The organism is Nocardia sp. NPDC046473, from assembly GCF_040645995.1.
GTDB lineage: Bacteria > Actinomycetota > Actinomycetes > Mycobacteriales > Mycobacteriaceae > Nocardia.
Genome location: NZ_JBEYZJ010000005.1, coordinates 188,856 through 212,150 on the forward strand (window position 1 = coordinate 188,856; position 23,295 = coordinate 212,150).

22 protein-coding genes are annotated in these 23,295 nt (G+C 65.6%); 13 read left to right on the forward strand and 9 right to left on the reverse strand.

Annotated features, from left to right (window positions below; all coding sequences use genetic code 11):
- Window positions 1-5: 5 nt before the first annotated feature.
- Together ABZ942_RS18695 and ABZ942_RS18700 are read right to left on the reverse strand one after the other, a co-directional pair.
- Window positions 6-1,208: a glycoside hydrolase family 76 protein gene (locus tag ABZ942_RS18695; RefSeq protein ID WP_357383524.1), complete on the reverse strand. Its 1,203-nt coding sequence runs from the start codon at window positions 1,206-1,208 to the stop codon at window positions 6-8.
- Window positions 1,209-1,423: 215 nt separating this feature from the next.
- A complete protein-coding gene (locus ABZ942_RS18700; RefSeq protein ID WP_357383526.1) occupies window positions 1,424-1,987 on the reverse strand; it encodes a dihydrofolate reductase family protein in 564 nt (187 codons plus the stop codon).
- Window positions 1,988-2,153: 166 nt separating this feature from the next.
- Here ABZ942_RS18700 and ABZ942_RS18705 point away from each other — a divergent pair, with 166 nt between their 5' ends.
- Window positions 2,154-2,381 carry a hypothetical protein gene (locus ABZ942_RS18705; protein WP_357383528.1) on the forward strand — a complete coding sequence of 76 codons (228 nt, stop codon included), beginning with the start codon at window positions 2,154-2,156 and terminating at the stop codon, window positions 2,379-2,381.
- 38 nt (window positions 2,382-2,419) lie between these two features.
- Here ABZ942_RS18705 and ABZ942_RS18710 read toward each other — a convergent pair whose 3' ends face one another.
- A complete protein-coding gene (locus ABZ942_RS18710) occupies window positions 2,420-3,106 on the reverse strand; it encodes a TetR/AcrR family transcriptional regulator (protein ID WP_357383529.1) in 687 nt (228 codons plus the stop codon).
- A 65-nt stretch (window positions 3,107-3,171) separates the two neighbouring features.
- Here ABZ942_RS18710 and ABZ942_RS18715 point away from each other — a divergent pair, with 65 nt between their 5' ends.
- The 3 genes from ABZ942_RS18715 (at window position 3,172) to ABZ942_RS18725 (ending at window position 5,835) form a co-directional block, all read left to right on the forward strand.
- Complete coding sequence (locus tag ABZ942_RS18715; protein WP_357383531.1) at window positions 3,172-3,627, forward strand: hypothetical protein; 456 nt, start codon at window positions 3,172-3,174, stop codon at window positions 3,625-3,627.
- 201 nt (window positions 3,628-3,828) lie between these two features.
- Window positions 3,829-4,563: an alpha/beta hydrolase gene (locus tag ABZ942_RS18720; protein WP_357383533.1), complete on the forward strand. Its 735-nt coding sequence runs from the start codon at window positions 3,829-3,831 to the stop codon at window positions 4,561-4,563.
- Window positions 4,564-5,010: 447 nt separating this feature from the next.
- Window positions 5,011-5,835: a HEAT repeat domain-containing protein gene (locus ABZ942_RS18725; RefSeq protein ID WP_357383534.1), complete on the forward strand. Its 825-nt coding sequence runs from the start codon at window positions 5,011-5,013 to the stop codon at window positions 5,833-5,835.
- A gap of 137 nt (window positions 5,836-5,972) precedes the next feature.
- On the opposite strand, the gene ABZ942_RS18730 is transcribed toward ABZ942_RS18725, so the two are convergent.
- Complete coding sequence (locus ABZ942_RS18730; RefSeq protein WP_357383536.1) at window positions 5,973-7,286, reverse strand: hypothetical protein; 1,314 nt, start codon at window positions 7,284-7,286, stop codon at window positions 5,973-5,975.
- A 411-nt stretch (window positions 7,287-7,697) separates the two neighbouring features.
- Between ABZ942_RS18730 and ABZ942_RS18735 the strand changes: the two genes are divergently transcribed.
- The 4 genes from ABZ942_RS18735 (at window position 7,698) to ABZ942_RS18750 (ending at window position 10,612) form a co-directional block, all read left to right on the forward strand.
- Entirely contained in the window at window positions 7,698-8,000 is a 303-nt protein-coding gene (locus ABZ942_RS18735) for a hypothetical protein (protein ID WP_357383538.1), read from the forward strand.
- Between the two features lie 246 nt (window positions 8,001-8,246).
- Window positions 8,247-8,564: a DUF222 domain-containing protein gene (locus ABZ942_RS18740; RefSeq protein ID WP_357383539.1), complete on the forward strand. Its 318-nt coding sequence runs from the start codon at window positions 8,247-8,249 to the stop codon at window positions 8,562-8,564.
- Window positions 8,565-8,824: 260 nt separating this feature from the next.
- Complete coding sequence (locus ABZ942_RS18745) at window positions 8,825-10,021, forward strand: hypothetical protein (RefSeq protein ID WP_357383540.1); 1,197 nt, start codon at window positions 8,825-8,827, stop codon at window positions 10,019-10,021.
- A 24-nt stretch (window positions 10,022-10,045) separates the two neighbouring features.
- Window positions 10,046-10,612: a hypothetical protein gene (locus ABZ942_RS18750; RefSeq protein WP_357383542.1), complete on the forward strand. Its 567-nt coding sequence runs from the start codon at window positions 10,046-10,048 to the stop codon at window positions 10,610-10,612.
- Between the two features lie 101 nt (window positions 10,613-10,713).
- Here ABZ942_RS18750 and ABZ942_RS18755 read toward each other — a convergent pair whose 3' ends face one another.
- Both ABZ942_RS18755 and ABZ942_RS18760 read right to left on the reverse strand, forming a co-directional pair.
- A complete protein-coding gene (locus tag ABZ942_RS18755) occupies window positions 10,714-11,199 on the reverse strand; it encodes a hemerythrin domain-containing protein (RefSeq protein ID WP_357383544.1) in 486 nt (161 codons plus the stop codon).
- 263 nt (window positions 11,200-11,462) lie between these two features.
- Window positions 11,463-11,948, reverse strand: coding sequence for a MarR family transcriptional regulator (locus tag ABZ942_RS18760; protein ID WP_357383545.1), 486 nt, complete (start codon window positions 11,946-11,948; stop codon window positions 11,463-11,465).
- An 84-nt stretch (window positions 11,949-12,032) separates the two neighbouring features.
- Between ABZ942_RS18760 and ABZ942_RS18765 the strand changes: the two genes are divergently transcribed.
- The 3 genes from ABZ942_RS18765 to ABZ942_RS18775 all read left to right on the forward strand — a co-directional run bounded on the left by ABZ942_RS18765 (window position 12,033) and on the right by ABZ942_RS18775 (window position 13,912).
- Window positions 12,033-12,887 (forward strand): NAD(P)-dependent oxidoreductase, encoded by an 855-nt coding sequence (locus tag ABZ942_RS18765; protein ID WP_357383546.1) that lies wholly within the window; start codon window positions 12,033-12,035, stop codon window positions 12,885-12,887.
- A gap of 7 nt (window positions 12,888-12,894) precedes the next feature.
- The gene (locus ABZ942_RS18770; protein ID WP_357383548.1) at window positions 12,895-13,347 is read left to right on the forward strand and encodes a VOC family protein; all 453 of its coding nucleotides are present in this window, start codon (window positions 12,895-12,897) and stop codon (window positions 13,345-13,347) included.
- A gap of 139 nt (window positions 13,348-13,486) precedes the next feature.
- Window positions 13,487-13,912, forward strand: a complete 426-nt coding sequence (locus ABZ942_RS18775) for a hypothetical protein (protein ID WP_357383549.1) — start codon at window positions 13,487-13,489, stop codon at window positions 13,910-13,912.
- 135 nt (window positions 13,913-14,047) lie between these two features.
- On the opposite strand, the gene arfB is transcribed toward ABZ942_RS18775, so the two are convergent.
- Window positions 14,048-14,737, reverse strand: a complete 690-nt coding sequence (gene arfB / locus ABZ942_RS18780) for an alternative ribosome rescue aminoacyl-tRNA hydrolase ArfB (RefSeq protein WP_357383551.1) — start codon at window positions 14,735-14,737, stop codon at window positions 14,048-14,050.
- Between the two features lie 96 nt (window positions 14,738-14,833).
- Here arfB and ABZ942_RS18785 point away from each other — a divergent pair, with 96 nt between their 5' ends.
- A complete protein-coding gene (locus tag ABZ942_RS18785) occupies window positions 14,834-15,577 on the forward strand; it encodes a hypothetical protein (protein ID WP_357383553.1) in 744 nt (247 codons plus the stop codon).
- Window positions 15,578-15,841: 264 nt separating this feature from the next.
- On the opposite strand, the gene ABZ942_RS18790 is transcribed toward ABZ942_RS18785, so the two are convergent.
- Window positions 15,842-16,864: a serine/threonine protein phosphatase gene (locus tag ABZ942_RS18790; protein WP_357383554.1), complete on the reverse strand. Its 1,023-nt coding sequence runs from the start codon at window positions 16,862-16,864 to the stop codon at window positions 15,842-15,844.
- A 389-nt stretch (window positions 16,865-17,253) separates the two neighbouring features.
- Here ABZ942_RS18790 and ABZ942_RS18795 point away from each other — a divergent pair, with 389 nt between their 5' ends.
- Window positions 17,254-19,167 (forward strand): peptidase M61, encoded by a 1,914-nt coding sequence (locus ABZ942_RS18795; RefSeq protein WP_357383555.1) that lies wholly within the window; start codon window positions 17,254-17,256, stop codon window positions 19,165-19,167.
- A 204-nt stretch (window positions 19,168-19,371) separates the two neighbouring features.
- On the opposite strand, the gene ABZ942_RS18800 is transcribed toward ABZ942_RS18795, so the two are convergent.
- A complete protein-coding gene (locus ABZ942_RS18800; RefSeq protein ID WP_357383557.1) occupies window positions 19,372-23,244 on the reverse strand; it encodes a hypothetical protein in 3,873 nt (1,290 codons plus the stop codon).
- Between the last annotated feature and the right edge of the window lie 51 nt (window positions 23,245-23,295).

Sequence of the window (23,295 nt, forward strand, 5' to 3'; positions counted from 1 at the left end):
TGTTCTCAGAGCCCCGCTGCGGTGAGCTGGTGATCCGCTTCGAGCAATATCCACGCGCTCAACTGCACCGAGAGATCGTGGCTCAGGTTCGTCGACGCCGTGGCCGGGCGCGCGAGCTGGGTGAGGGTGCCGGGCAGCTGTGGCACCGTGACCGGGCGGGTCCAGTCCGGGCCGAACAGCGGTAGCCCGTCCACCTCGGCGCGGTTCTGCCAGGCCGCCCGCGCGGAGGCGTGCACGATCTGTGCGGCGGTGGTATCGCCTAGGGCCAGTGCGGCTTCCGTGAGGTATCTGGCGAGGATGCCCATGAACAGTCCGGAGTCGTCCCCGGAGGCGGCGGCGATCACCCCTGCCTTCGTGAGTCTGTCGCCGGTCGCGGCAATGAGGTCTGTCGCGCGCTTGTGATGGTCCGATTCGCCTGTGCGCAAAGCCAATTCGGTTTCCAGTCCGATGGCGACGCCCTGGCAGTAGGTGTGCACGGTCCGCTCGACCCGTCCGCCGGGTTCATGGACGCCGTCGAGGATCAGGCCGCTGCGGGTGTCGCGTAGTCGGGTCTGCATGAAATCGGCAAGTTCGGTGGCGCGGGACAACTCGCCCAGCCGCGCCATCGCGATACCGGTCGGACCGATCGCAGGGGTGTTGTAGTACTCGTCGCCCGCGCGCCAGGGCACCGCGCCGACAGCCGGGTTCCAGCCGTCGATCAAGCCGGCCTTCAGCTCGCCGACAGCGCCGCCGAATCGGATACCGAGCAGCCGGTCGGCGCGTTCGAGCGCCAGCACCAGCCACGCCATATCGTCGTAGTAGCGGTTGGTCCAGCCGGTGAGATTGCGCGTCCGGATACCGCGGGCGATCGCGGCGACCCGGCCGACGCGTTCGGGGGTGCGGGCGCGGTACGCGGCGTCCACCGCACAGTCGAGCAGGTGGGCCTGCCACCACATGCACCATTTCACGAACGACCGGTCCACCAAGGACGCGGGCCAGAAGAGCATCCCGAGTCGCATTTGCGGTTGGCCCCAGAGCGTGCGCACATGTCGCTGCACGATCGCCTGTTCCGCCAGGCTCGCCCGCTTCGCCGGCTCGTCGGGACCCGCGGCGATTCTCCGCGTGATCGTCATCGCTTCCGTCGGTTCCGCCAGCACGGTGAGTGCGATCGAGGCGCCGCCCGCCACCAGCACACTGCGCCGGCTGATTCCCTTGCTCCGGCGATCCATCCGCTCGGACTCCCTTTACTGAACGATCCCGCAGCCGGAAACCATGCAGCAATTCTATCTCGCAAGACCCGTCGCAGCGTGTCGACCGGCTGCGTCACGGATAGGCGTCAACCATCGGTTCGAGATCGAGGAATTCCGTTTCGCCGCTGGTCAACCCCGCCGCCGTGACCACCATGGGCGGCGCGACGCCAGCCCATGACGGTCGGACTTTCCGCTTATTTCTTGATCTCGTAGCGCAGAAGTACCACGCCGTTTTCGAACCCGGCGGCCTCGATGAGCTCCAGGTCTCGCCGATCCTCGAAGAGGCGTGTTCCCTTGCCGCGTGCGGCCGGGCTGATCAGCATCCGGACTTCATCGATGAGGTCGGCGTCGAGCAGGAAGCGCATGAGTGTCAAACTGCCCCACAGCCAGATGTCCTTGCCGCTCTGCGCCTTGAGTTTCCGGATGGTGGCGGCCGGGTCGCGCGTCACGGTCGCGGCGGGAAAGTCACCCCAGGGGGCGTCGGCCAACTTCGACGAGGCGACGAACTTGGTGAGGTTGTTGAGCTTTTCGCCGTACTCGCCCTGGTCTTCGGCGTATGCCCAACCGGTTGACTGGGCATAGGTATTCGCGCCGAGGATCATCGTGTCGACCGAATCGATGAGCCCCATCACGCTCGTCTTGAACGCGGGATCGGTCGTCTCGGAGAAGGACTCCCCGGAGACGAAGCTGAGCCCGCCGTTCTCCTCCGCGGCGATGTTGTCGACGGTAACCCACTGCTGGACTACGAGCTTGCGCATGGCGATGATCCTCCTTCGTCGTGCGGCCCGTTGTGGCCGCTGTGCCCCTGGGACGGAGCCGGCGCTGCGTTCTCGACATCCCGTTACGAACCGCGGAGGGAAACACCAATGAATTGGGGGCAGCTGCGCGTGCAACGCACCCACCTCGCTCGCCGATTAATCCACCATGATCACTCGTAAACTCATGGCAGGCGGATTGCTTTGTGCTGCTGCACTTTTCATTGCAGCCCCGACGGCCCAGGCCGGAACGGGCAGTTCATCGCTCGGTTCGCTGATCAATGTCGGCTGCCTGCTGCAGTCCCTGTCCGCCCAATCCCCGACCGCCGATTGCCATCCGGTGCAGATCCCGACCGCCGGAATCGAAGACACCACCACCGCGCCCGCCGCCCGCTGAGGCGTCGGAATTCTGAGTGAATGAGGGCGCGAGCCGGGCTACCAGGTGTCCGGTGCGTGCGCGGCGAGTCGTTCGGCCGCGCGAGCCCTTGATTGTTCGAGGAGGGTGCGCTCGTCACCCATGCCGACGAGGAGGTCCATCGTGGCGGGGCCGAGGATGTTGGTGAAGGCGCGTCCTTCTCGACCGAGGTAGCCGGCCATTTCGAGTAGCACCACGCCGTGCACCAAACTCCACAGCCGTCCCGCGATATCGGCGATCGGATCCGGACGGATCCGCCCTGCTTCGACCATCCGCTCGACCACGTGCATCATTTGGTTGAAAGACGTTGCGTCGGTGCTGGATTCAGTGGGAGGGCGGTCGAGGCTTGTCGCCGCGGGGCGGGTGGTCTGCGGGGACACGAGACCGAACATCAGCCGGTAGCGCTGCGGATTGGCGAGTGCGTAGGCGCAGTACGCGTTGCCCGCGACGAAGAAGTCGGCGACCGGATCGTCGGTGTCGGGGACGGTCACTGCGGCGCCGAAGCGTGCGAAGGCTTCCGCCGCGACCGCCTCCAGCAGTTCGTTCATGCCGCCGAAGTGGGTGTACACGGCCATCGTGGATGCACCGATCTTGGTGGCAACCGTGCGTGCGCGCAACGCTTCCGGCCCCACCTCTTCCAGCAACTGGATGCTCGCCTCGATCAGTTGCGCACGCCTGCTCGGCGACTGGTCCGATTCCGCGGTCACTATTGCCACTGCTCCATAACGACGTTATCCTACGGGCATAACACTGTTATGAAGCTGGGGGAGACATGCGCCGTCATGATCTCGACGATGCGGAACCGGTGCTGTCGCCGGAGGCGCTACTGGCCGCGATATCCGGTCATCTCGACGCGGCCACGCCGCTGGTCGGATGGGCGCGTGAACTCGGCGGTCTGCACGCGGCTCGGATGTCGGAGCAAGCTGACCCGATCGACTTCGATGCGGCCACTGAGATCGCGCGGATCGTTGCCGCGATCGATTCGTGGGCCGAGTTGCACATGCGTCGAAACCCAGACGCGCGCAAGGAGACTCACTCCCTCGGCGAAGTCTTCAGCCGCGTCGCTGGAACGTACGTCCAGGCACGGTGGACGGTCCTGCACCCCGTCGATGACCAGGTGCAACGTGCGGCCTGGCTCGAGCTCGGCGAAGCCCAGGAGGGCTATGGAAGGCTCGTCGCGGACATCGACGCCCGGCGGTATCCCGCTGGGGCGCAACGGAATCCGTAACACCACGGAGCACCGCAGAACCTCCGCGAAAACCTGTTGGCGGACAGCGACGATCACTGCTAGTTTTCAGAGGCCGTGTTAGCCGACGAGGAGGTGGTACCCGTGAACGCAATATCGATATGGGTGCTCCCCTCTGGGGTCACGGTCGGGCGATAGGTCGTCCGGGAGCGCCGTTTACGAGCACTCCCGAAAGGCACGACCATGCAATTCATTTCTGAACAGCGCTTCGACGACGACGTTCGCGAGCGCGAATTCACCCTCGGCGAGATCCCCGGCATCCTGTGGACGCCCGCATCCGCAGTCACACCGCTGCCGCTGATCCTGCTCGGCCCTCCTCCGCTCGGACTGCGCAAGGCGTACCCGCGACTGTCGGCCCGGGCCCGGCACGCCGTGGCAGAGGGCTACGCCGCGGCGACCATCGAGCTCCCCTGGAGCGGTGATCGACCTCGTTCGGCCGCCGCCGATCAGGCCCTCGCCGACCTGCATCGGGCGCTGGCGGCCGGCGGCCGGATCGACGACGAGATCGTCGACCGGCTCATCCTCCCGCTCGTCGACAAGGCGGTCCCGGAATGGCAGGCCACCCTGGACGCCCTGCTCGAGCTGCCGGAGATCGGCGGCCCGGTCGGGTATTCGGGCGGCGTGATCTCCATCGGCGTCCGGCTGGCGATAGTCGATCCACGCATTTCGGCCGCCGTGCTGTTCGCGGGGAGTTTCGTGCCCCGCGCCATTATCGAGGAGGCCCGGCAGGTCACCATTCCGCTGCATGTCCTGCTGCAGTGGGACGACGAAGGAAACGACCGGCAGATGGCCCTGGACCTGTTCGACGCCTTCGACTCCAAGGAGAAAACGCTGCACGCCAATATGGGCGGGCACACCGGCGTCCCGCAGTTCGCAGGGGAGGAAGGAAACCGTTTCTTCACCCGGCACCTGAAGTAAGGCCGGCCCGTCGGGTCGACAGCAAACGATAGGAGCTGTCGCACAGGATGCCGCCATCGAGGACGGATCCCAGCTTTCCTCGATGGCGGTGTCCAGACGCACAACCGCCCCGACCGGGCAGTACCGGCCGGTCGGGGTCAGCGCGTCTCCAGATTGACGCCGGTGAAGATCCCGCCGGGGCAGGGCCGGAGGACCCCGATTGTCGTAGCCGGAACGTCCGGTGCCGCCCGCTGATCGGTTGGCGGCCAACGTCTCTGGAATATCCGATAGTGCCGATACCGCACGCGGTACGTCCGAAGGTCAATGGGCTGAAGCCGTGCCCTGCAGTGTGGCAGGTCATGGCGGCCGGTGTCGGATTGCCGAGGCAGTCACCGTCCAGGTTCCCGGGCGATGTCGACCACCCGGAACGTGGCAGGGGAGGGGATCATCGCCAGGTACCGTTGGGCGGTGAACCCAGCTGATGTGCGCCTCCTCAAAGATGGTGATCTCGAGACCCGCGAGGAGAATCTGCGGCTGCTGCTCGTGCGGGCTGCTGATGGTGACGTATCCGCGAAGGAAGCACTGTGCGCGCTGGTGCGCGACTATCGCGACTATCACCGGTCGCTGTACAGCCGGGCATTGAATCGGGCGGCGGTCTTCGGCGACGACACGCTGCGGGCGCCGCTGCTCGCGTCACTGGCCGACACTCGGTACAACTGTCAGGCCTGGGCGGCGATGGGTTGCGCGGCGCTCGGCTTCCGCGACGCGGTTCCCGGCTTGGTCGCGATGCTGGACCACCCACAGCAGATGGCTCGCGAGCAAGCGGTGATCGCCCTCGGTACGCTCGGTGACGAATCGGTCGTCCCGGCGCTCACGCCCGTGCTGCAGGACTCGATCGTCGGAATGCGCGAACGTGCCGCCGAGGCCCTCGGCCTGATCGGCGGCGCTGCGGCTCTGGCCGCACTATGGGACGAATTCGAGCACCGCCGGTACTACCGCATCGGCTATATCGCCAGCGCCCTGGCCACATTCGCCCCGGACGTCATTCCGCGACTCTGCGCGGCGGCCGACAGCGATGACCCGGACCAGCGCTACTGGGCGGCCGTTGCGCTCGGTTCCACCGGCGACGATCGTGCCGTGCCGACACTGGAACGGTTGATGGCTGATGACCGAGGCTCCACCGTCTTCGACGGCATGGTGAGCGTCGCCGCGAAGAAGGGCCTGCGCACGCTACGGCGAATCCAGGCCGCAATCGCAGCCCGTGAATCCGGAAAGGGTTCCGTGGCAGGGTAATTGGTGTCGCGACGGGCAGCCGTCCTGGGGGCTGTTTCCTCGCGCGCGGTCGGTAGCATCGGGCGATGCGAACGCACTGGCGAGGGCGCTGTCCGAATCGTCACCGTCGATTGGGCGGTGTGTAATCGTTCGCTCTCTCAGCGTCGCTGCATGATTCGATCTGTGGCGGCTCGCCGGTTGCAGGCTTCCTCGGTCGGGTCGTCGGCGGTTCGACCGATGCGCTCACGGACCGCTGGGATCGCTATGTTCGCGTGTGCGATGCCGAGCTCTCGGGTCTCGGGCTCGCAATCGTCGAGGCATTCCACGGCTCGCTCGTCGGCGAAGTCCGGTGCCAGGCGGCCCAATGCCGTCGCGCATTGGATGCGTAGATACGAGTAGATCGTGTTGTCGAAGATCTCGTCGATCGCCGCGCGGGCGGCGACATGGTTCAGGCGGCCTAGTGCGGAGACTAGGTCATTCTGGTCGTAGAGGTGGGTGTTGCCGCCGGATACGGCTTCGGTTAGGAACTCGAACACCCTTGGGGCATCCGATGTTTCGGAGAGTTCGGCGAAGAGTGACAGGGCGCTGCGCCCGACGGAGTCGTCTAATGTTGCGCAAGTCCGGGCCCAGGTCAACGCCTGCGGTGAGCGGAGTGTGCGCAGGGCCTTGCGCACTGCGTTCTGTAGGACAAGCGGGGTTTCCTTGTCCTGGAGCAGGTTTGGCGCGATGCGGAGAAGTGTTGTCTCCCAACGGGCCTCGGTCACCTCCGACACCGCAGTGACAAGGTTCGCCTCGACGGCGGCGCGCAGCACCCGTTCGCGGTTCGCCGCCTCTCGGGCGGCGCGATCGAGCACTCGTCGCTCACCGGATCCTTGGATGTGCGCCGCCGCCACGATGATTCGTTCCATACGGGCGCTGGCACGCCGCCAGTTCGGCCAAGGCGGCGCGGACAGATCACGCAACTGTCCGAACGGGGCGAGGGTGGACGCCAGCTGTTCGTCGTCGGCGATCTCCAGTACGTCGTTGAGTAGTCCCTCGGCCTCAGGGTGCTCGACGAACGGGATCAGACGGTCCAGCGCCTGGTCGAGGTCGCGTCCCGAGCGCAGATAGTGCCGCAATTCGGTGACCGCGCCATTGACACCACGACGGGCCAGCCGTTCGAGAACGCCGGTGGCGAGCCAAGCGTCGGAGTCTCCGTGCGGGTCTACCGGTCCGCTGTACGCCGCCCGCAACCGGGAAAGTTCGATCCCCGAGTCGGCGACGAGCATCGCGTACAGCCAACTACGTTGTTCGACTTGATGATCCCACCGTGGATCGTGAACTATGCACTCGACCACAAGGTTGCCCGCCGCTACAGGCTCCGCCCGCGCCTCGCGGTAACAGGCGCCACGCCCGCGTTGCATCATTCCCAGCAATGTGCCTGGCTCCGCCCACGACTCCGGGACATTCGTATCGGTCTCGTTCTCGGGCACGACGTGACCCTAGAGTTCCGGAGCCCGAACAGCCACCGGATTGATCGCCGAGTCGCCGACGTGAGCTCGCCTCGCCGGAAATCCTTCCTCTACCTGCGGGAATGAGCTATCGCTGACTGGTCAACGTTGGCTGGGGCGGTCGCTGGTCGCGATGTCACCGTGCACGTCACGCAGGTATCAGCGGCGGAAACGTCGGTGTCAGTGGGGCGTGTTGTGGGCGGGACTCCTTCGCTGCCAAGGCTTTTCGTGGTTCGTCAGCGATTTCGGGAGTTCGGTCGAGTAGGTGGCTGGTCGTGGTAGTGGCCGCGCCCGTGATCGCTTGCCGGGCAAGGCTTCTTGCCCGTGGGCAGTGCGCGGAAACAACGCTTTTGGGGGCATCAACGGGACGATTCTGCATGCCATACTCGTCACGTGACGACGTTTCGGCGCGGACTGCGACAGTGGCTGCGTGATGACCTCGAGAAGATGGTCGGCTTCGGTGGCGCAGCGCGGTTGATTCGCCGTGAGCCTCGGTTGCTGTGGCTGTTCGCGTTGTATCTCGCAGCCACGTTTGGGGTGACGGTCATCGGCTTCGCGTTAGTTGGTCGTCTTGATGTCTTCGGCAACTGGGCATTCGTCCCGGCCTTTGTGGCCGCTGGCATGTTCGGTCAGAAGCTTTATCAACGACGCGAAGCCATCAGGCGTTACGGGTATAACACTCCCTCCGCACACTGAAATCTGTGGCCCGGAATCGAGGCAACATCGCCGCGTGCCGCGGATCTGTGTACCTCTACAGGCGCGAACGCGGACGGACTGTTGATCTCGCGAGCCGGCGAGCCGGACCGCCTATCCGCGCGTCCGACCTTGTGGCAACTGCGACCTGCATGTGACAGATATGGCCTGCCGTCGAGTCGGGAAAACACGGTCGGCAGCAACGCGATTTGTCGAACATATGTTCTATCGTGAGGTAGGCTCGCTCGGGTGAACATACATTCGACCGCGCTTGCGCCGGATGCTCCAGCGTCAGGATGGCCGGAGCTGACCGATGTCGACTTGCTGCGCACCCTCGTCGAAACCGAACGCCGCCGGAGACGACTTGATGCCGCTATGCGCGCGGCCGTCGCCGAAGCCGCGCGTCGTGGCCTCGCCGCAGACACCGGCTATCGGGACACCGTCGAGCTATTGACTGATCTGCTGCGGATCAGCGCTGACGAAGCGCGCCGGCGAATCGGATACGCGGCTCCGCAGCCCCGCCCGCGTTCCAGAAAGGTGTGGAGGGTGCTGGCAGCGGCAAGTTGAGGCTCCCTTCGCCACCCTCCGGCGAACATTCTCATTTGTCGCGTTACCGCGTTGAAGCAACCGGCCAGCTCGAGGCATCGGTCCGCTGATGGCCAGAGCGCTCGAAGGCGAACCGATGCCTGCGTCGCGGTGGTTGACGCATCACTCGCGCTGCGGTCTTGACCGGCGGAGAACGATGACGTTAAGTTGGGTGCACTTGGTTCATTGGGGGTGAAATGAGTTCTCCTGTAACGTCTTTCATTCATCGCCTGGTTGCTGTCGTGGCTGCGATGCTCGGCACGCTGGTGATTCTGGTCGGGTTTGCGCCGGTCGGGCAGGCTGATCCGTTGGATTGCTCGGCGGTGGCCGCGCAGATCGAGGCCCACAACGAGAGCGCCGCGGCCCACAACGCGAATCCGCCAAATCCTCGGGATGAGGCGGCGGTTGCGGCGTACAACGCCGAGGCCGAACGCGGCAACGCCGAGATACCGGAGCTCGAGTCGCTGGCCGCGCAGTGCCGCCAGCAGGGCCAGGATGTGCCGCAGGTGGGGGCGCCGCCGAAACCCGATGAGCCGCAACAGTGCCCGGCCGCGCTGGTCATTACACCCGTCGCGGCAGGGCAGCCGCAGGTTGCGTGCCCGCCGCCCGCGCCGCAGCCCGCCCCGCCACCGCCGGCGAACCGCCGCAACCCGCGCCCCGCGGTTCCTGCGAACGTGTTGCCTCCGTTGAGCCGTGTCGCCCCGGGGGCGCCGACGACGGCGTATCAGCCGTGGCAGGTGACCAAGACACCGCTTGGTGCCCCGCAGTCGTCGCTGCCGCCATCGTTCGCGGCCAACCCCGCGTTGAAAACCGCTCCCGGACTGATGATTCCGGCACCGGGACAAGCGAACCCGAGCGCGGCGGCACCGAACATTTCCGAGACCGCAGCGAACTTCCTGCCCTACGCGATGCAGTACCTCGGCCAAGGAACACCGCTGCCGCCGGGCAGCTACGGCATCCCCAACCCGACCGGGTACGACGCGGCCGCCGACAGTACTCCCGTGGTCGACGTCCACCCAGGGGGCGGTGTGATCGCCTACGGCCCCACCGACGGCGTCTACGGTCCCAGCGGCGTCTACATGCGTGTGGTGCCGGGCATGAAAAACCAAGGCACCGCCGCGAACCGGGCGCTGCTGGACGGCATCACCGCCGACCAGGACGCGGGCCACCTCGCGGGAGCCACAGTCGGTGGGTCCGGGCGCATCCTGCAGAACCTGATCCGGGAGAACGCACACAACAATCGCGGTGTGAAGAGTCAGTGGGATTCGATGCTCACCGATGTCGCCGAGGGCACCATGCCCGGCGTCGAGCAACAGGTCGTGCATGCCCTGGTCATCCCGGTGTGGGGCGAACCCGGGGAACCACCGGTAGCGTTGTGGCTGTTCGCCTGGGGCGAGAAGGGCTGGAACCTGCCGCCGATCGTCATCGACAACAGCTGACCCGCACACTCCCGGAGGCCATGTGTGACCGCGCTCGACAACCTGCAGCGACTGCTCCCGCCACCGCAACCGCGCCCGGCAGCGGTCGACTGGAATGCCGTCGAGCGCGACGTCGGCCTCGCCCTTCCTGACGATTACAAACAGCTCGTCGACACCTACGGCCCGGTCGAGTTCTCTTCTACCGTGCGCCTTGCCGTACCGGGCCATCCCGCGCCGTCGCTGGACCTGCTGTGGTGGATTCGCGAAGCCCGGGACCGGCTCGGCGACCCGGACTTCCCGCCGCGCTGGGATCAGATTCCCGACGGGTTCAGCCTCGACCCACAGCGCCTGATCGCGTGGGGCAAACTCGGCGGCGGGGAATACTGCCTGTGGCACACCACCCCCGACCCTGAGGCCTGGCGGGTCGTCGTCGGCAGCAACGCCGGCTGGGGCTTCTATCCAGGCACCCTCACCGGTTTCCTTGTCGCGCTTCTGACGAAAACCCTTCCCGCCGAACGATTTTTCGACGACATCACCGATCTGGTGGATGAAAACGGCATCTACTACGACCTCCACCAGCCAGACGGCACCGTCCGAACTCGCGCTGATTAAGGGGCTATGGCCTGGTCACAATCAGGCCTGAAACGCTGCGTGGAGGCCCTGACCGCCCAAGCGGATGAAGTGTCGCGATGACCGCGTGAACCTGCGGGACATCATTGCCTGCGGCTGAACAGCTCCGCTGCGGTGTACTCGGCGCTCGGCAGCTCGTCCAGCGCAGCCGCGATTCGACGTTCCTCCCACTGGAAATGGGATTCCATAATCGCCGATAGCCCCGCGATCTCGCCGCGCACTGTCGCTAGATTCTCGGCCCTTAAATCGGCGAGCGCGGTGGTCATCCGGTTCAGGATGTCCGCGATCAGGTGGTGGTCGGCGGAGAGCTCGGTGAGTACCGGGGCCAGTTCGGGGAAGCGTTGGGCCAGAACGGGAAACGCTGTCGCGTCCTCGCTCGTGTGGTGGTCGGTGAGGGCCTGGCAGAACGCCAGGCAGTGCGCACGCAGGTCTCGGAGCGGGCTGATCGGCTCGTCGCCCCGATACTCGTCCAGTGCGCGGGCGACGCGGCGTAGTTCGCTACGCAACCAGTGGTGAGTGTCGAGCAGTTCGCGGCTCAGGACATGGGCGCGCTGGGGATCGGTGGACATGGAGATCTCTTTCGCGAAGCAGACGGGAGGCGGCCCTCGCTGATGGCAAGAATGCGCGAGGTCTGAAAGGCGCTGGGGCAGCGGTTGTCACGCGCCCGGTGTCAGCAGGGCAGGAAAAGTGGACCCATAGCTGCCTCCTGAAATGCGGTGCCTCCATGCCGACGCCGTCCACCCGGCGCGCACACGCGACACCACCACATCCTATGCGGATGGCAACTTGCCTTCCAACGGCCTGAACCGAAGCGGCGGTGAGTCCGCCGAAACTACGACCGCGACTCGCTGTCGAGTTCGCAACTGTCGTCGCCCATAAACCACAGCCCGTCGCCCATCGGCGTCGCGTCGAAGTGCCGAAAGAAGTGCGCGCGAACCGAACTCGCATGCACCGCCAGCGCCGATTCGTAGGTCCGCCGTCCCGCATCGGCGAGGGAGATCGTCATGAGGCGACCGTGCCCTGCGGAGGTACGATCGACGAAGCCTCGTGTCTGCATTCTCGTGAGCTGGTGCGACAGTCGTGTCGTGGTCCAGCCGACGAGCTCGCCGAGTTGCTTCTGGCCGAGCCGTTGTGCTTCGGATTCGTAGAGGCGAGCGAGGATCTGGAAGTCGGCGCCGGAGAGTCCGGTCGCGGCGAACAGGTCGCGCTCGACGGCGGAGATCACCTTTCCACTGAAGCGCAGGAAGGCTCGCCAGAGTTCCTTCTCGCGTGCGGAGAGTTCGGCCGGAGGGCCGGTATGCGTTGTGTCGGAATCCATCTCGCTCCAGTACTGATCCGGGGTTGTGAGGTAGCATCGTACCGTGAGTGGATGTATCAAGTTGATGCATCAGGAAGGTCGGCAATGACCACTGTGACGGTTCTCGGGACCGGCGATGCCGGATTCGCGATGGCGCAGCGACTGCTCGAACTCGGGTTCGCGGTGCGCGTGTGGAACCGGACCGAGTCGCGGGCTCGGCCGCTGGCGAACCAGGGCGCGCTGGTTCTCTCGACCGCGGCCGAAGCGGTGCGAGCGGCCGAAGTCGTCATCATCACCGTGTTCGACACGCCTGCGGTACTCGACGTCCTCGAGCAGGTCGCGCCCGCTCTGGCGGCGAATGCGGTTGTGCTGCAGAGCGCGACCGTCGGCACGGCCATCGACGAGGTTCTCGCGGCGGGGACGCGCCTGGGCGTGGCGATCGTCGACGCACCGTTCCTCGGCAACCCGGGTCCCGCTCGGCGCGGCGAGCTGACATTCATGGTCGCGGGCGCGCCGGAACACAAGCGGGCGGCGGCTCCTGTGCTCGAGGCGCTCGCGTCCAACGTTGTCGACGTCGCCGATCGTCCCGGCGGGGCGAGCCTTCTCAAACTCACCTGCAACACATGGCTTTTCGGGATGAACGCGATGGCAGCGCAGGCAACCGTGCTGGCCGAGTCCTTCGGTTTGGACCCCGCGCTGTTCCTGCGCGCGGTCGCCGGCACCAACGCCGACAGCACCTACCTGCACTACCGCGCCGCCCAACTGACCGGGAAGAGCGACGAGGTGCTCAGTCCGGTTCGCGCCGCTGTCAAAGATCTCGGCCACATCCGTTCCGCCGCAGCCGGCGCGGGCGCTCCGGAGCTGCTCCTCGCCACACTCCAGGCAATCTACGACCGTGCCGCGAATACCGGTCTGGCAGACCAGGACCTAGCCGCGATCCGCACGGTGCTCGCCGTATAGGACACCCATGGCCACCCCCACCGGATTCGACGGAATTCACCACCTGAAGATCTTCGTCACAGACCTGGCTGCCGACCTGGCTTGGTGGACAGCTGTCGTCGGTGCCCGACGTGATCCGCAACTGGACCACCGCACCTCCGACGGTGAGGTGTTCGCCCACATCGTGCACATCCCCGGGGTGGAAGCACCCGTGGAACTGCGGTTGAACCGGGACGCCGCCGAGCGGACGGCCACGCTCGATCCCGTAACCTTCGCCGTCGGCACTCGCGACCATCTCGACATTCTCGCCAACCGTCTGGATACCCTCGGCATCGCGCATTCCGCGGTGCTGCGCGGCATGCTCGGCTGGCTGCTCGTAGTCCGCAGCCCGAGCGGACTGTCGGTCCGCTTCTACACGCGCCAGACACACAACTGGGATCCCACCGCTGCCGATGCCGTTTCCCCTTGGCTCACTACGTAATTCGCCAACCAGATCAACACCCCGTCGTCCTATACCGGCTGCGCCGACGTGAGGTTGTTCGGGGTGCGTGCCGATGCGCGCGCGATCGAGGGGCAGTCGGCGTGCGCGAGGTGTCGGTGCGCCATGCCACGATCCTCGTATGTCACTGGAGTTCTTCAATGGGTTGTCCGGGACGTTGGTTATCGAGCTGACGGAACCGACCGAAGATGTCGCGGCGAACCTGTCCAATCAGCGCGCGACAGCTACCGCGGCGATCAGGGAAGTCTCGTTTGCGCCGAATGTGTTCGAAAACGGGGACTTTCGTGACTTGACCGTCGATGAGTTCGACCGCGTCGTCCTCGAACTACCTGTGCTGAACTTGCGTGGGTTCGGCGATCCCGTTGAACACCGAGCGCCCAACGGTAAGTGGTTCACGGTGCGTGACCTTGCCGCCGCTATCGGCGAGACGGAACGGAGCACTCGCCAGCAGTCGCAGTGGTTCGGCGGCGTCGACGTGCATCACATCTTCTTCGAAGGCATCCACGAGGGAGATGGCGGAGTGTGGGAGATCTATTGGGGGTCATGAACATTCGGGTAGTGCCGGGGTGAGGGCAATCGGCCAACGCACGATACTGCCGGACATCGGAGGTGTCCAGATGGTGTCGACTTCAAAGTTCCCCGTGCAAGCTCTCGGCTTCAGCTGAGGGCAATGCGAACGCGGCTAGTCGTCGGGGGAGGCGCGGCGGTTGCGTTTGGTGATGCCGCGCCGCTTCTTCGCGGCGATGCGTCGTTCCTTTGCTCCGCGTGAGGGTTTGGTGGCGCGGCGAACGGGCGGTGGGGCGGCAGCGGCGTCGCGCAGCAACGAGGCCAGGCGTTCGCGGGCGGCCGCGCGGTTCTGCAGTTGTGCGCGTTGCTCGGATGCGGCGATGGTGAGCACCCCGTTGACCAGGCGGGTCGCCAGGCGGTCGAGCATTCGGGTGCGCAACCACTCCGGCACGGTGGGCGAGTTGGCGACGTCGAACGACAACTCTACCCGGCTGTCGGTGGTGTTGACGTGCTGTCCTCCCGGACCGGACGACCGTGAGAACCGCTCGCGTAACTCGGACCCGGGTATCACCAGCTCCCGAGTCACGGTCAGGTCCTCTGCCATGATCCGACGCCGCTCTTTCCTGGTCCGCGAGTCGACTAGGCCACGCCGGTCTAGTTGCGACTGAAAGCTGACCTCGTCGTTCACGATAGCGACGACCTTGCCGACGTGTAACAAGCAGGCCGTCCGCGCATGCCGTGACCGCGTCAGTCGAACCGGCGGGGTGACCGGGCAGTTCGCGGACGGAGTAGTAGAGGCGAACACCATCCGTCGCCGTGGATCTCGGCGCGCTGACTTGTCGGTCCTCTGGGGTACGTTGATCATGTTGCGGCAATACGGTTGCAATGCTTGATATTTCGATGCCCCGGGCAGCGGGGTAGATAGTGGGGGGACGCTATGGGATCACAGGGACGACGGCCGATGCGCACGGTCGTCAGATGTGGAATCGCGGCTGCGGTGGCGGTCGCGATGGTGACGGTGGGCGTAACGACGGCGACGGCCGACGCGGAACAACCGTCCTCGGGCTGCACCTACGCCTCGGGGTCGAATCCGGCCAACCAACCCGCGGTGTCCAGCACGACTCCGCAGGTGAATTCGACCTATACGGTCAGCGCCGCGGTGCTGAATCCGAACACCACGATCGTCTTCAATGACGTCGGTCCGGACGGGTCGAGTGTGCCGATCGGCGCTCCGGTTGTGGTCGCCGATGGGGTCGGCACCACTGCCAGCGTGCAGTGGACTCCGGCGACGGTGGGCACACACCGCCTCTATGCTGCGGAATCCGGTCCGGGCTGGAACTTCACCTACGGCCCGACCACCTGCGGAGTCGCGGCAGTGTCCTTGGGCTGCACGTATGCCTCGGGGTCGAATCCGGCCAACCAACCCGCAGTGTCCAGCACGACTCCGCAGGTGAATTCGACCTATACGGTCAGCGCTGCCGTGCTGAATCCGAACACCACCGTCGTCTTCAGTGACGTCGGTCCGGACGGGTCGAGTGTGCCGATCGGCGCTCCGGTTGTGGTCGCCGATGGGGTCGGCACCACTGCCAGCGTGCAGTGGACTCCCGCGTCGGTGGGCAGCCATCGCCTGTATGCCGCAGAATCGGGCCCTGGCTGGAACTTCACCTACGGCCCGACCACCTGCGCCGTCGCGGCAGCATCCTAGAAAACCGGTTCCGCCAACGGTATTCCGTTCTTCAGCGGGCTCTGAACGCTCACTGCCCGGATAACGTGCCGCCGCTGCCCCGGAGCCAGGGGCAGCGGCGTTCGGCGGTAGATGTTCTGCGCCCCGTTCAGCTGGGCTCGGCGGACGTGCTCGCCTGGCATCACCGCCGTGTCGGCTGCAGAGAGGTGTTCTGTGTGCTTGTAATATTTTGAGCACGAACAGGATTCGTCATGTGGTCGATTACATTGATGTTCGAGCGGGATGTCAGTGGTCCGATCTGCCACTGGTGGTCGGGTATTCCGCGTGGATGTCGCCGCCGAACAATCGCCAGTAGAAGGCGTTCATCTTCGCGGCGGCTGGTGCATGCCGGGTCAGGATCGCGGCCACAGCTGATGGCACGTTGTCGGGGATGTGGCCAGTGGCGCACTGGATTACGTACTCGTTGCGGACGACCGGGCCGCCGCTGGTCGGCATGGGTATTCCGCAGACGTCGGTCACCAGCCAATTGACCAGTCGCATGGCGGCATAGTCGGCGTCGTGCGTGGTGTGGCGTTCGGCGAACTCGCGTTCGGCGGTCGAGAGGTCGAAATGTGGTGAGGTGGCGAGCCCGAAGTCGGTGAGATAGATCTGCTCCCCGTCGCAGCGCATGTTGGCGAAGTGGCCGTCCATGTGCAGCAGCGCCCGATCGCTCAGGAACGTGATGATCTCTGCGAACTGCCGCTCGACCGTGCCGGCCTTGCCGACAGGATCCTCGCGCAACCAGTCCGGCATCGGGTGCGGGATGTATTCGCTGAACAGCACGAGGCTCGACGGTGCGGCGGCCAGCGCTTCGAGACGTGCCCGCACGGCCGGGCTACCGCCCTGGGCGGCAACCACCGTGTTGATGTCGGCGTGTTCGGCGGCGATCGGTGACCGGCCGGGCAGCACCCGCCAGTGGTAGAGCATCGGGAACGACTGTGCCTCGCCGGCCAGCACGCCGTCGGTGACGATGATGTTCGCGGCCAGCTCACGCCATGCGTTGAAGCTCGGGCCGCCGATGCCGTACTGGCAGAACACCGGCAGGTCGAACAGGTTCGCGGTGGAGCCCTGGTAGGTGAGTTCTCGATCGGTCAGTGGGATGCGTTTCGCGAACACCGGTATGCCGTTGACGTCGAGGACCGCCGAGCTGCCGCCTACGCCCACACTGTTGGATCGACCCGTGTTCATGAGCTCGGCGAGCTCAATGTCGTTGCGGGAGGCCAGGAAAGCCGAGAGTCGATGCTGGCGATCGCTCCTGGCGGCTGTCATCGTACGATTCTGCCACCGAAGGAGTGGTCGACCGGTTCGCCACATCCACCCGAATTCGGCCAGTCGCGACCACGCCGCGCGACAGGTATGACGCAGCCCACACTCGCTCCTCGCACACTGCGATACCAACCCTCGTAGGATCGGCAATTAGTTCAGTAACTAAGGGACGCTCGCCGACCCGAACAAGCTATTCGAAGTGTTGACGCCGGAGGAGGAGATAGAGTAAGCGGTCGCAGCGACCGTACCGTACGCGAACTTGTTGCCACTATAAGCTGTATTGTTTATAACGGCAATCGGTAGGTCGCATTCTCGGCCGATGGGCATCAGCCGCCGGGGGTGGGCATTGCGTCTATTTCGTAGTTTCGACAACATCGTCTGTGACTCGGGGAGTGTCATTGTCTAAGACTCGTATTATCGGCGCTGTCGGCGTCGTCGTTCTCATTATCCTGGCGGGCTCGCTGTACTTCGGCTTGCGCAACAAGCCTGATGAAGATCGGGCGAATCAGAAACCGATTTCGGTGGCGGTCGACGTGACCAATCTGCCGCAACGCGTGATTCAGGTGAAACAGTCGATCCCCGTTCGGTCGGGTGAGGTAGATTTACTTTTTCCGCAGTGGCTGCCCGGCAACCACTCGCCGTCCGGTCCGATCGACAAGATCGCGGGCATCGCCTTCACCGGCGCGGGGAACAAGCTGGAGTGGAAGCGTGATCCGCTGAACGTATATGAGTTCAAGGTTACGGTGCCCGACGGCGTGGAATCCATTGACGCGAGCTTCCAGTACCTCACCCCCACCGATTCCACTCAGGGGCGCGTCGTGATGACGCCGAATATGCTGAATTTGCAGTGGAATGCCGTGGTCCTCTATCCAGCCGGTACTCCCGTCAGTGAGATTCCCTTCACCGCGAGCGTTACCTACCCGCCAGGATTCGAGGCAGGAACCGCGCTGGAGGTCGCCGGTAAGGACGGCGACACCGTGAATTACAAGACTGTTCCGTTGGACATCCTCGTCGACTCGCCCGTGTACGCGGGGCGCTATCACAAGGAGTTCGACCTGGCTCCTGGCGCGAAAACCCCTGTGCGGCTGCAAGCATTCGCCGACGCACCGGAGCAGCTCGAGGCCAAGCCCGAGCACATCGAGCTGCATAAGGCTCTGGTGCAACAGGCTGTGAAACTGTATGGCGCACAACACTATGACCACTACGACTTCTTGCTGTCGTTGTCGGATCAGCTCAGCTCCAACGGATTGGAACACCAACGATCCAGCGAAGACGGCCAACCCACGGACTATTTCACCGGATGGAACCCCTCGGTCGGCAGTGACGACCTGCTCGGGCACGAGTACACCCATTCCTGGAACGGCAAGTTTCGCCGCCCGGCAGACCTGTGGACACCCAACTACAACGTCCCGATGCAAGACAGCCTGTTGTGGGTCTACGAGGGACAGACCCAGTATTGGGGCAACGTGCTCACCGGCCGGTCCGGCTTGCGACCTGCGGAAGTCTCTCGTGATGCGTTGGCTTCGGTAGTTGCCGCATACACCGACAACCGGCCCGGACTCACCTGGCGCAATGTGCAGGACACCACCAACGATCCCATCGTCGCGCAGCGGCGTACGAAGCCGTATCGGTCGTGGCAGCTCAGCGAGGATTACTACCAGGGCGGGCAACTGGTGTGGCTGGGGGTGGACGCGCGTATCCGCGAACTGTCGGGGAACACGAAGTCGCTCGATGATTTCGCTCGCGCGTTCTTCGGTGTCGACGATAGTAAGTGGGCGTCACAGAACACCTACGACTTCGATGACGTCGTCTCGACGCTGAATGGCGTGGTCTCCGACGATTGGGCGAAGTACCTGCGCGATCGCCTCGACGGAAAGGAACCGTTCGCCTCGAGTGTCGAGAAGACAGGGTGGAAGTTGGTCTACGACAACAACCCAGGCGCCTTACTCACGGCTCAGCGGAAAGAGGCTGAGGGCGCCGTCAACTACACCTATTCGATCGGTCTCAACGTATCCGGTGAAGGCAAGGTCACCGACGTGCGATGGGACGGGCCCGCATTCAAGGCGAAAATCGGCTCCGGGATGAAGGTGGTTTCGGTCAACGACGCCCCCTATTCCCAGGCCACGATGGAAGCCGCAATCGAGGCGGCCAAGACAAACCCCGCACCGATCCGATTGCAGGTGAAAGACTTCGATCAGACACGGACCGTTGAACTGAACTATCACGACGGTCTCCGTTTCCCGCATCTGCAACGTATCGACGGCACCCCGGACTACCTCACCCAGATCCTGGCCGCGCGGAACTAGCGCCGCGGTCCAGCAGCGGGACGTCGCGGGCGCGCAGTTGATCCAGCAAGGTGCCTGGTCCTCGAATTGATCGACCAGCGCACGAACATGCGCGCCGCGACGAACCGGAATTCCCGCTGACTGTTGCCCGGCCATCGCGCCGGCCCAGGCAGCGATGGAGGGCATGAGGCAGCACAGCGAAGCCGGGTAGTGGGTGGGACTCGTTCAGCGGCAAGGGGGTTGGTAGGGGAGGTCGGGGAGGTGGGTCTGCCATTGCTGTCGCGTGATCGTGCCGTGGGTTATTCGGCAGATGCGCTGGGCTGCGTGGTCGGTGTCGAGGTCGAACAGGAGGATCGTGTCGGTGCCGTCGGCGTTGACCATGGTGTGTCCGTCGGGGCTGAAGGCGAGATCGAGTGGTGCGTCGGCGCGGGTGGCTACCGGTTGTCCTTCGGGTTCGGGTTGGTACGGGTCGGTGACGTCCCAGAATCGGATGGTGTGGTCGGTGCTGGCGCTGGCGAGAGTTGTGCCGTCGGGGGTGAAGGCGAGGGTGTTGACTCCGTTGGTGTGGCCGGTGAGTTGTGCTATCGGTGTGGGTTGGGTGGGGTTGGTGACGTTCCAGAGTCTGATGGTGTGGTCGGTGCTGGCGCTGGCGAGGGTGGTGCCGTCGGGGGTGAAGGCGAGGGTGTTGACTCCGTTGGTGTGGCCGGTGAGTTGTGCTATCAGTGTGGGGTGAGTCGGGTTGGTGACGTTCCAGAGTCTGATGGTGTCGTCGGTGCTCGCGCTGGCCAAAGTCTTGCTGTCCGGGCTGAATTCGGTCGAGGTGATGTAGCTGGTGTGGCCGGTGAGTTGCCCGAGCGGCGCGGGGCGGGTCGGGTCGGCGACGTCCCACAGTTGCGCGGTGTTGTCGTCGTATCCGGTCGAGAGCGTTCGTCCGTCGGGGCTGAACGCGAAGAAGCTGGCGTGTCTGGTGTTCAGTTCCAGCGTCGGTCCCAGGAGCGTGGGGTGGGCCGCGTCGGCGACGTTCCATAGTTGGACGATTCTGGCGTAGCTGAGCACGGCGAGCGTTCGTCCGTCCGGGCTGAATCGCACGTAGGTGTTGCAGTTGCTACAGGACTGCAAGTAGCCGGGTGCTGCCGGGATGCGGCCGGACTGGGTCGGCTGCGTCGGATCGGTGGTGTCCCAGAGTTGGACTGTGTTGTCCTCGGCGCCTGCGGCGAGCAGCGTGCCGCGTGGATTGTAGGAGATCGAATTCACGGTGGCCCGGTGTCCGGCCAGGACGGTCATCGGCAGGGACCAGAGCCGGATCGTGCCGTCGGCACTGCCGGTGGCGAGGGTGTGGCCGTCGGGGCTGAAGCCGACCGTGTAGACGGTGCTGTTTCCGTCGGCGAGCGGCACGGCCAAGGGGCCCGCATGTGCCGGGTCGGATACGTTCCACAGCCGGGCGGTGCCGTCGTCGCTGCCGGTGGCCAGCCGACGGCCGTCGGGGCTGAACGCCACCGACCAGATGCCCGCGGTGTGGCCGGTCAACGGCTGCCCGACCGGCATCGGGCCGGCCGGGTCGGTCACATCCCACAGCCGGAGGGTTCGGTCGCCGCTCGCGGTGGCGAGCAGGCGATTGTCGGGGCTGAATGCCACCGAGAGCACGATGGCGGTGTGCCCGATCAGCGCGGAGCCAACGCGCGTGACATGGCTCGGGTCGGCGACGTGCCAGAGCAGCACAGTGGTGTCGTCGCTGCCGGTGGCCAGGGTGTGGCCGTCCGGACTGAATGTCAGCGAGCGCACCGGCCCGGTGTGACCGGTCAGGGGTGGAGCGGACGATATCGGATGGACTGGATCAGTCACGTTCCACAGCCGGACGGTGTGGTCGTCGCCCGCGGCCGCGAGGGTGCGCGCGTCCGGGCTGAAGGCCACCAGATAGATCGAGCCGCTACCGACCGTGAGCGGTGGCCCGAGACCGGTGGTGTGTTCGGGGTCGGAGATGTTCCACAGTCGGATGGTGCTGTCGTCGCCGGCGGTCGCCAGCGTGCGGCCGTCCGGGCTGATCACCGCCGCGGACACCCGGCCGGTGTGGCCGGTCAGCGGCTGGCCGAGCGGTCGCGGCTGCGCCGGGTCACGGACGTCCCACAGTCGCGCGGTGTGGTCTTCGCCGGCGCTGGCCAGCGTGTGTCCGTCGGGGCTGAAAGATGTCAGCGTCACTTCGCCGCCATGTCCGTGGACCGCGGCGGCCAACGGCGTGTTCTGGGTGGCGACGAGTCGGTTGCGGCTGTTCGGATCGGCTGGTCGCAGGCGCGCGGCCACCAGATCCAATTGCGCGGCGAGTGACGGCTCCCGCTCCGTTATCCGGTCGGCCTCGGCCATCACACTGCGATAGACGACATCGTCGCGCTGGTGCAGCGCGGTCGATCGCTGTTGCACGGCGACGAACGCGGCGACGGTGGCCAGCACCGCGAAGACCACGACCGCAAGAGTGAGCAGCCGGGTGACGCGAGACCGTCGATCCGACCTCGCCTGCTCGTCGATGCGAGCCTGGATGCTGGCCTGCAGAAACTGCCGCTCCCGATCAGCCATGCTGTGGCGGCCGGAGTGCGACCACGCGCTCGCGTGAGCCAGTCGAACGCCCTGATACAACAGCGTCGGATCCCGGTCCAGCGACTCCCAAGCCTCGGCCGCCTCGGCCAGCTGGCGGTGGGTGCGCAGGCCGTCGCGGTCCTCGTCCAACCAGGTTTGCAGGCGCGGCCAGGCCCGGATGAGGGATTCGTGGGCAAGTTCCACGCCGTGCTCGGTCACCGTGACCAGTCGCGTGGCGGCCATCCGGTCGAGCACCGCGCGAGTGACGTCGTCGTCGAGCTCGTCGTGGGCGGCTCGGCGTTTGGTGTCCTCGGTGCCGTCGCCTGGCGCGATCAGCCGCAGCAGCAGGTGTTTGGCGGCCACGCGCTGGGAGATGTCGAGGTCGGTGTACAAGGTCTCGGCGGTTTGCGCCAGGGCGCCGTCGACACCGCCGACGCTGTGGTAGCCGGACAGGGTCAACGTCGTGCCGCGGCGGCGACGCCATGTTTCCAGCAGTGCGTGCGACAGCAGCGGCAGCGCGCCCACCTGTCCGGCGGTCGTCGCGATGAGCGCCGCCAGCAGTGGACCTTCCACCACACACCCGGCTCGCGCCGCCGGACCGGTGATGGCTTGGCGTAGCTCGTCGACGCTCATCGGTCCGACCGGCACCTGCGCGTCGCGCAAGGCGGCCACCAAACCTGGATGCGTGGTGAGGCGGCCATAGAAGTCCGCGCGCACGCCGATCACCACGCGACAGCGGCTGGTCCGTGCCTGCGCCGCGGCCAGCAGCGCATCGATGAACTGCTCCCGTTCCATGCGATCGGGACAGACGGTGAACACCTCTTCGAACTGATCGACCACCAGCACGAGGTCGGCTCCGGCCGGTTGCTCGGCCAGTGCCTGACGCACCAACCGGTGCAGGCCATAGACGTCGGCAAGCAGATCAGCGTGCACCCGGCCGGGCGTGTGACCGACGAGCGCGGACAGCGTGATCGCGCACTCTTCCATCGGGTGGGGTCCCGGCGTGAACACCAGCGCCGTACCCGACGGAGTCGCGCCCGCGCGGATGCGGGCGATCAGACCGGCGCGCAGCAGCGAGGATTTGCCCGACCCGGATGCGCCGACGACGGTGAGGAATCGGTGGCGCGCCAGCTGCGCCAGCAGGTCTTCGATGAGGTTGTCGCGGCCGAAAAAGCGGTCGGTGTCTTGCGGCTCGAATGCTGCCAACCCGACATACGGCGCCTGCCCGTCGCTCGCGACTGCCTGCGGTGGCTCCTGGGTTGCGGCGAGTTCGGCGGCCAGTGCGCGCCAGCGCCGTTCCCATGTCGTCACGTCGCCGTCACATGCCCGCACGTATGCCAGCGTTACCGCGAGGCTCGGCAGCTTCCGGCCGGACGCCGCCTCGGACAGCGCCGCCGCCGAATAGTGTGCCCGCCTTGCCAACTCGCGGTAGGTCGGCCCGCCCGCCTTCGCTCGAAGGCAGCGTAGATCCATCGCTAACAGGCACAGTTGCCCGCCATCCGCATCGAGCAGCCGTTCCGCGCGTGGCACCGTTACCCTCCGCATCCCACACCGTTGTTCAGCAATTGTTGTTCAGCGCAA

What these genes read in the sequence shown, in the direction of transcription:
- ABZ942_RS18695 (WP_357383524.1), bottom strand. Translation starts at nt 1,208, where the DNA reads ATGGATCGCCGGAGCAAGGGAATCAGCCGGCGCAGTGTGCTGGTGGCG.
- ABZ942_RS18700 (WP_357383526.1), bottom strand. Translation starts at nt 1,987, where the DNA reads ATGCGCAAGCTCGTAGTCCAGCAGTGGGTTACCGTCGACAACATCGCC.
- ABZ942_RS18705 (WP_357383528.1), top strand. Translation starts at nt 2,154, where the DNA reads ATGATCACTCGTAAACTCATGGCAGGCGGATTGCTTTGTGCTGCTGCA.
- ABZ942_RS18715 (WP_357383531.1), top strand. Translation starts at nt 3,172, where the DNA reads ATGCGCCGTCATGATCTCGACGATGCGGAACCGGTGCTGTCGCCGGAG.
- ABZ942_RS18720 (WP_357383533.1), top strand. Translation starts at nt 3,829, where the DNA reads ATGCAATTCATTTCTGAACAGCGCTTCGACGACGACGTTCGCGAGCGC.
- ABZ942_RS18755 (WP_357383544.1), bottom strand. Translation starts at nt 11,199, where the DNA reads ATGTCCACCGATCCCCAGCGCGCCCATGTCCTGAGCCGCGAACTGCTC.
- ABZ942_RS18760 (WP_357383545.1), bottom strand. Translation starts at nt 11,948, where the DNA reads ATGGATTCCGACACAACGCATACCGGCCCTCCGGCCGAACTCTCCGCA.
- ABZ942_RS18765 (WP_357383546.1), top strand. Translation starts at nt 12,033, where the DNA reads ATGACCACTGTGACGGTTCTCGGGACCGGCGATGCCGGATTCGCGATG.
- ABZ942_RS18770 (WP_357383548.1), top strand. Translation starts at nt 12,895, where the DNA reads ATGGCCACCCCCACCGGATTCGACGGAATTCACCACCTGAAGATCTTC.
- ABZ942_RS18775 (WP_357383549.1), top strand. Translation starts at nt 13,487, where the DNA reads ATGTCACTGGAGTTCTTCAATGGGTTGTCCGGGACGTTGGTTATCGAG.
- arfB (WP_357383551.1), bottom strand. Translation starts at nt 14,737, where the DNA reads ATGATCAACGTACCCCAGAGGACCGACAAGTCAGCGCGCCGAGATCCA.
- ABZ942_RS18785 (WP_357383553.1), top strand. Translation starts at nt 14,834, where the DNA reads ATGCGCACGGTCGTCAGATGTGGAATCGCGGCTGCGGTGGCGGTCGCG.
- ABZ942_RS18790 (WP_357383554.1), bottom strand. Translation starts at nt 16,864, where the DNA reads ATGACAGCCGCCAGGAGCGATCGCCAGCATCGACTCTCGGCTTTCCTG.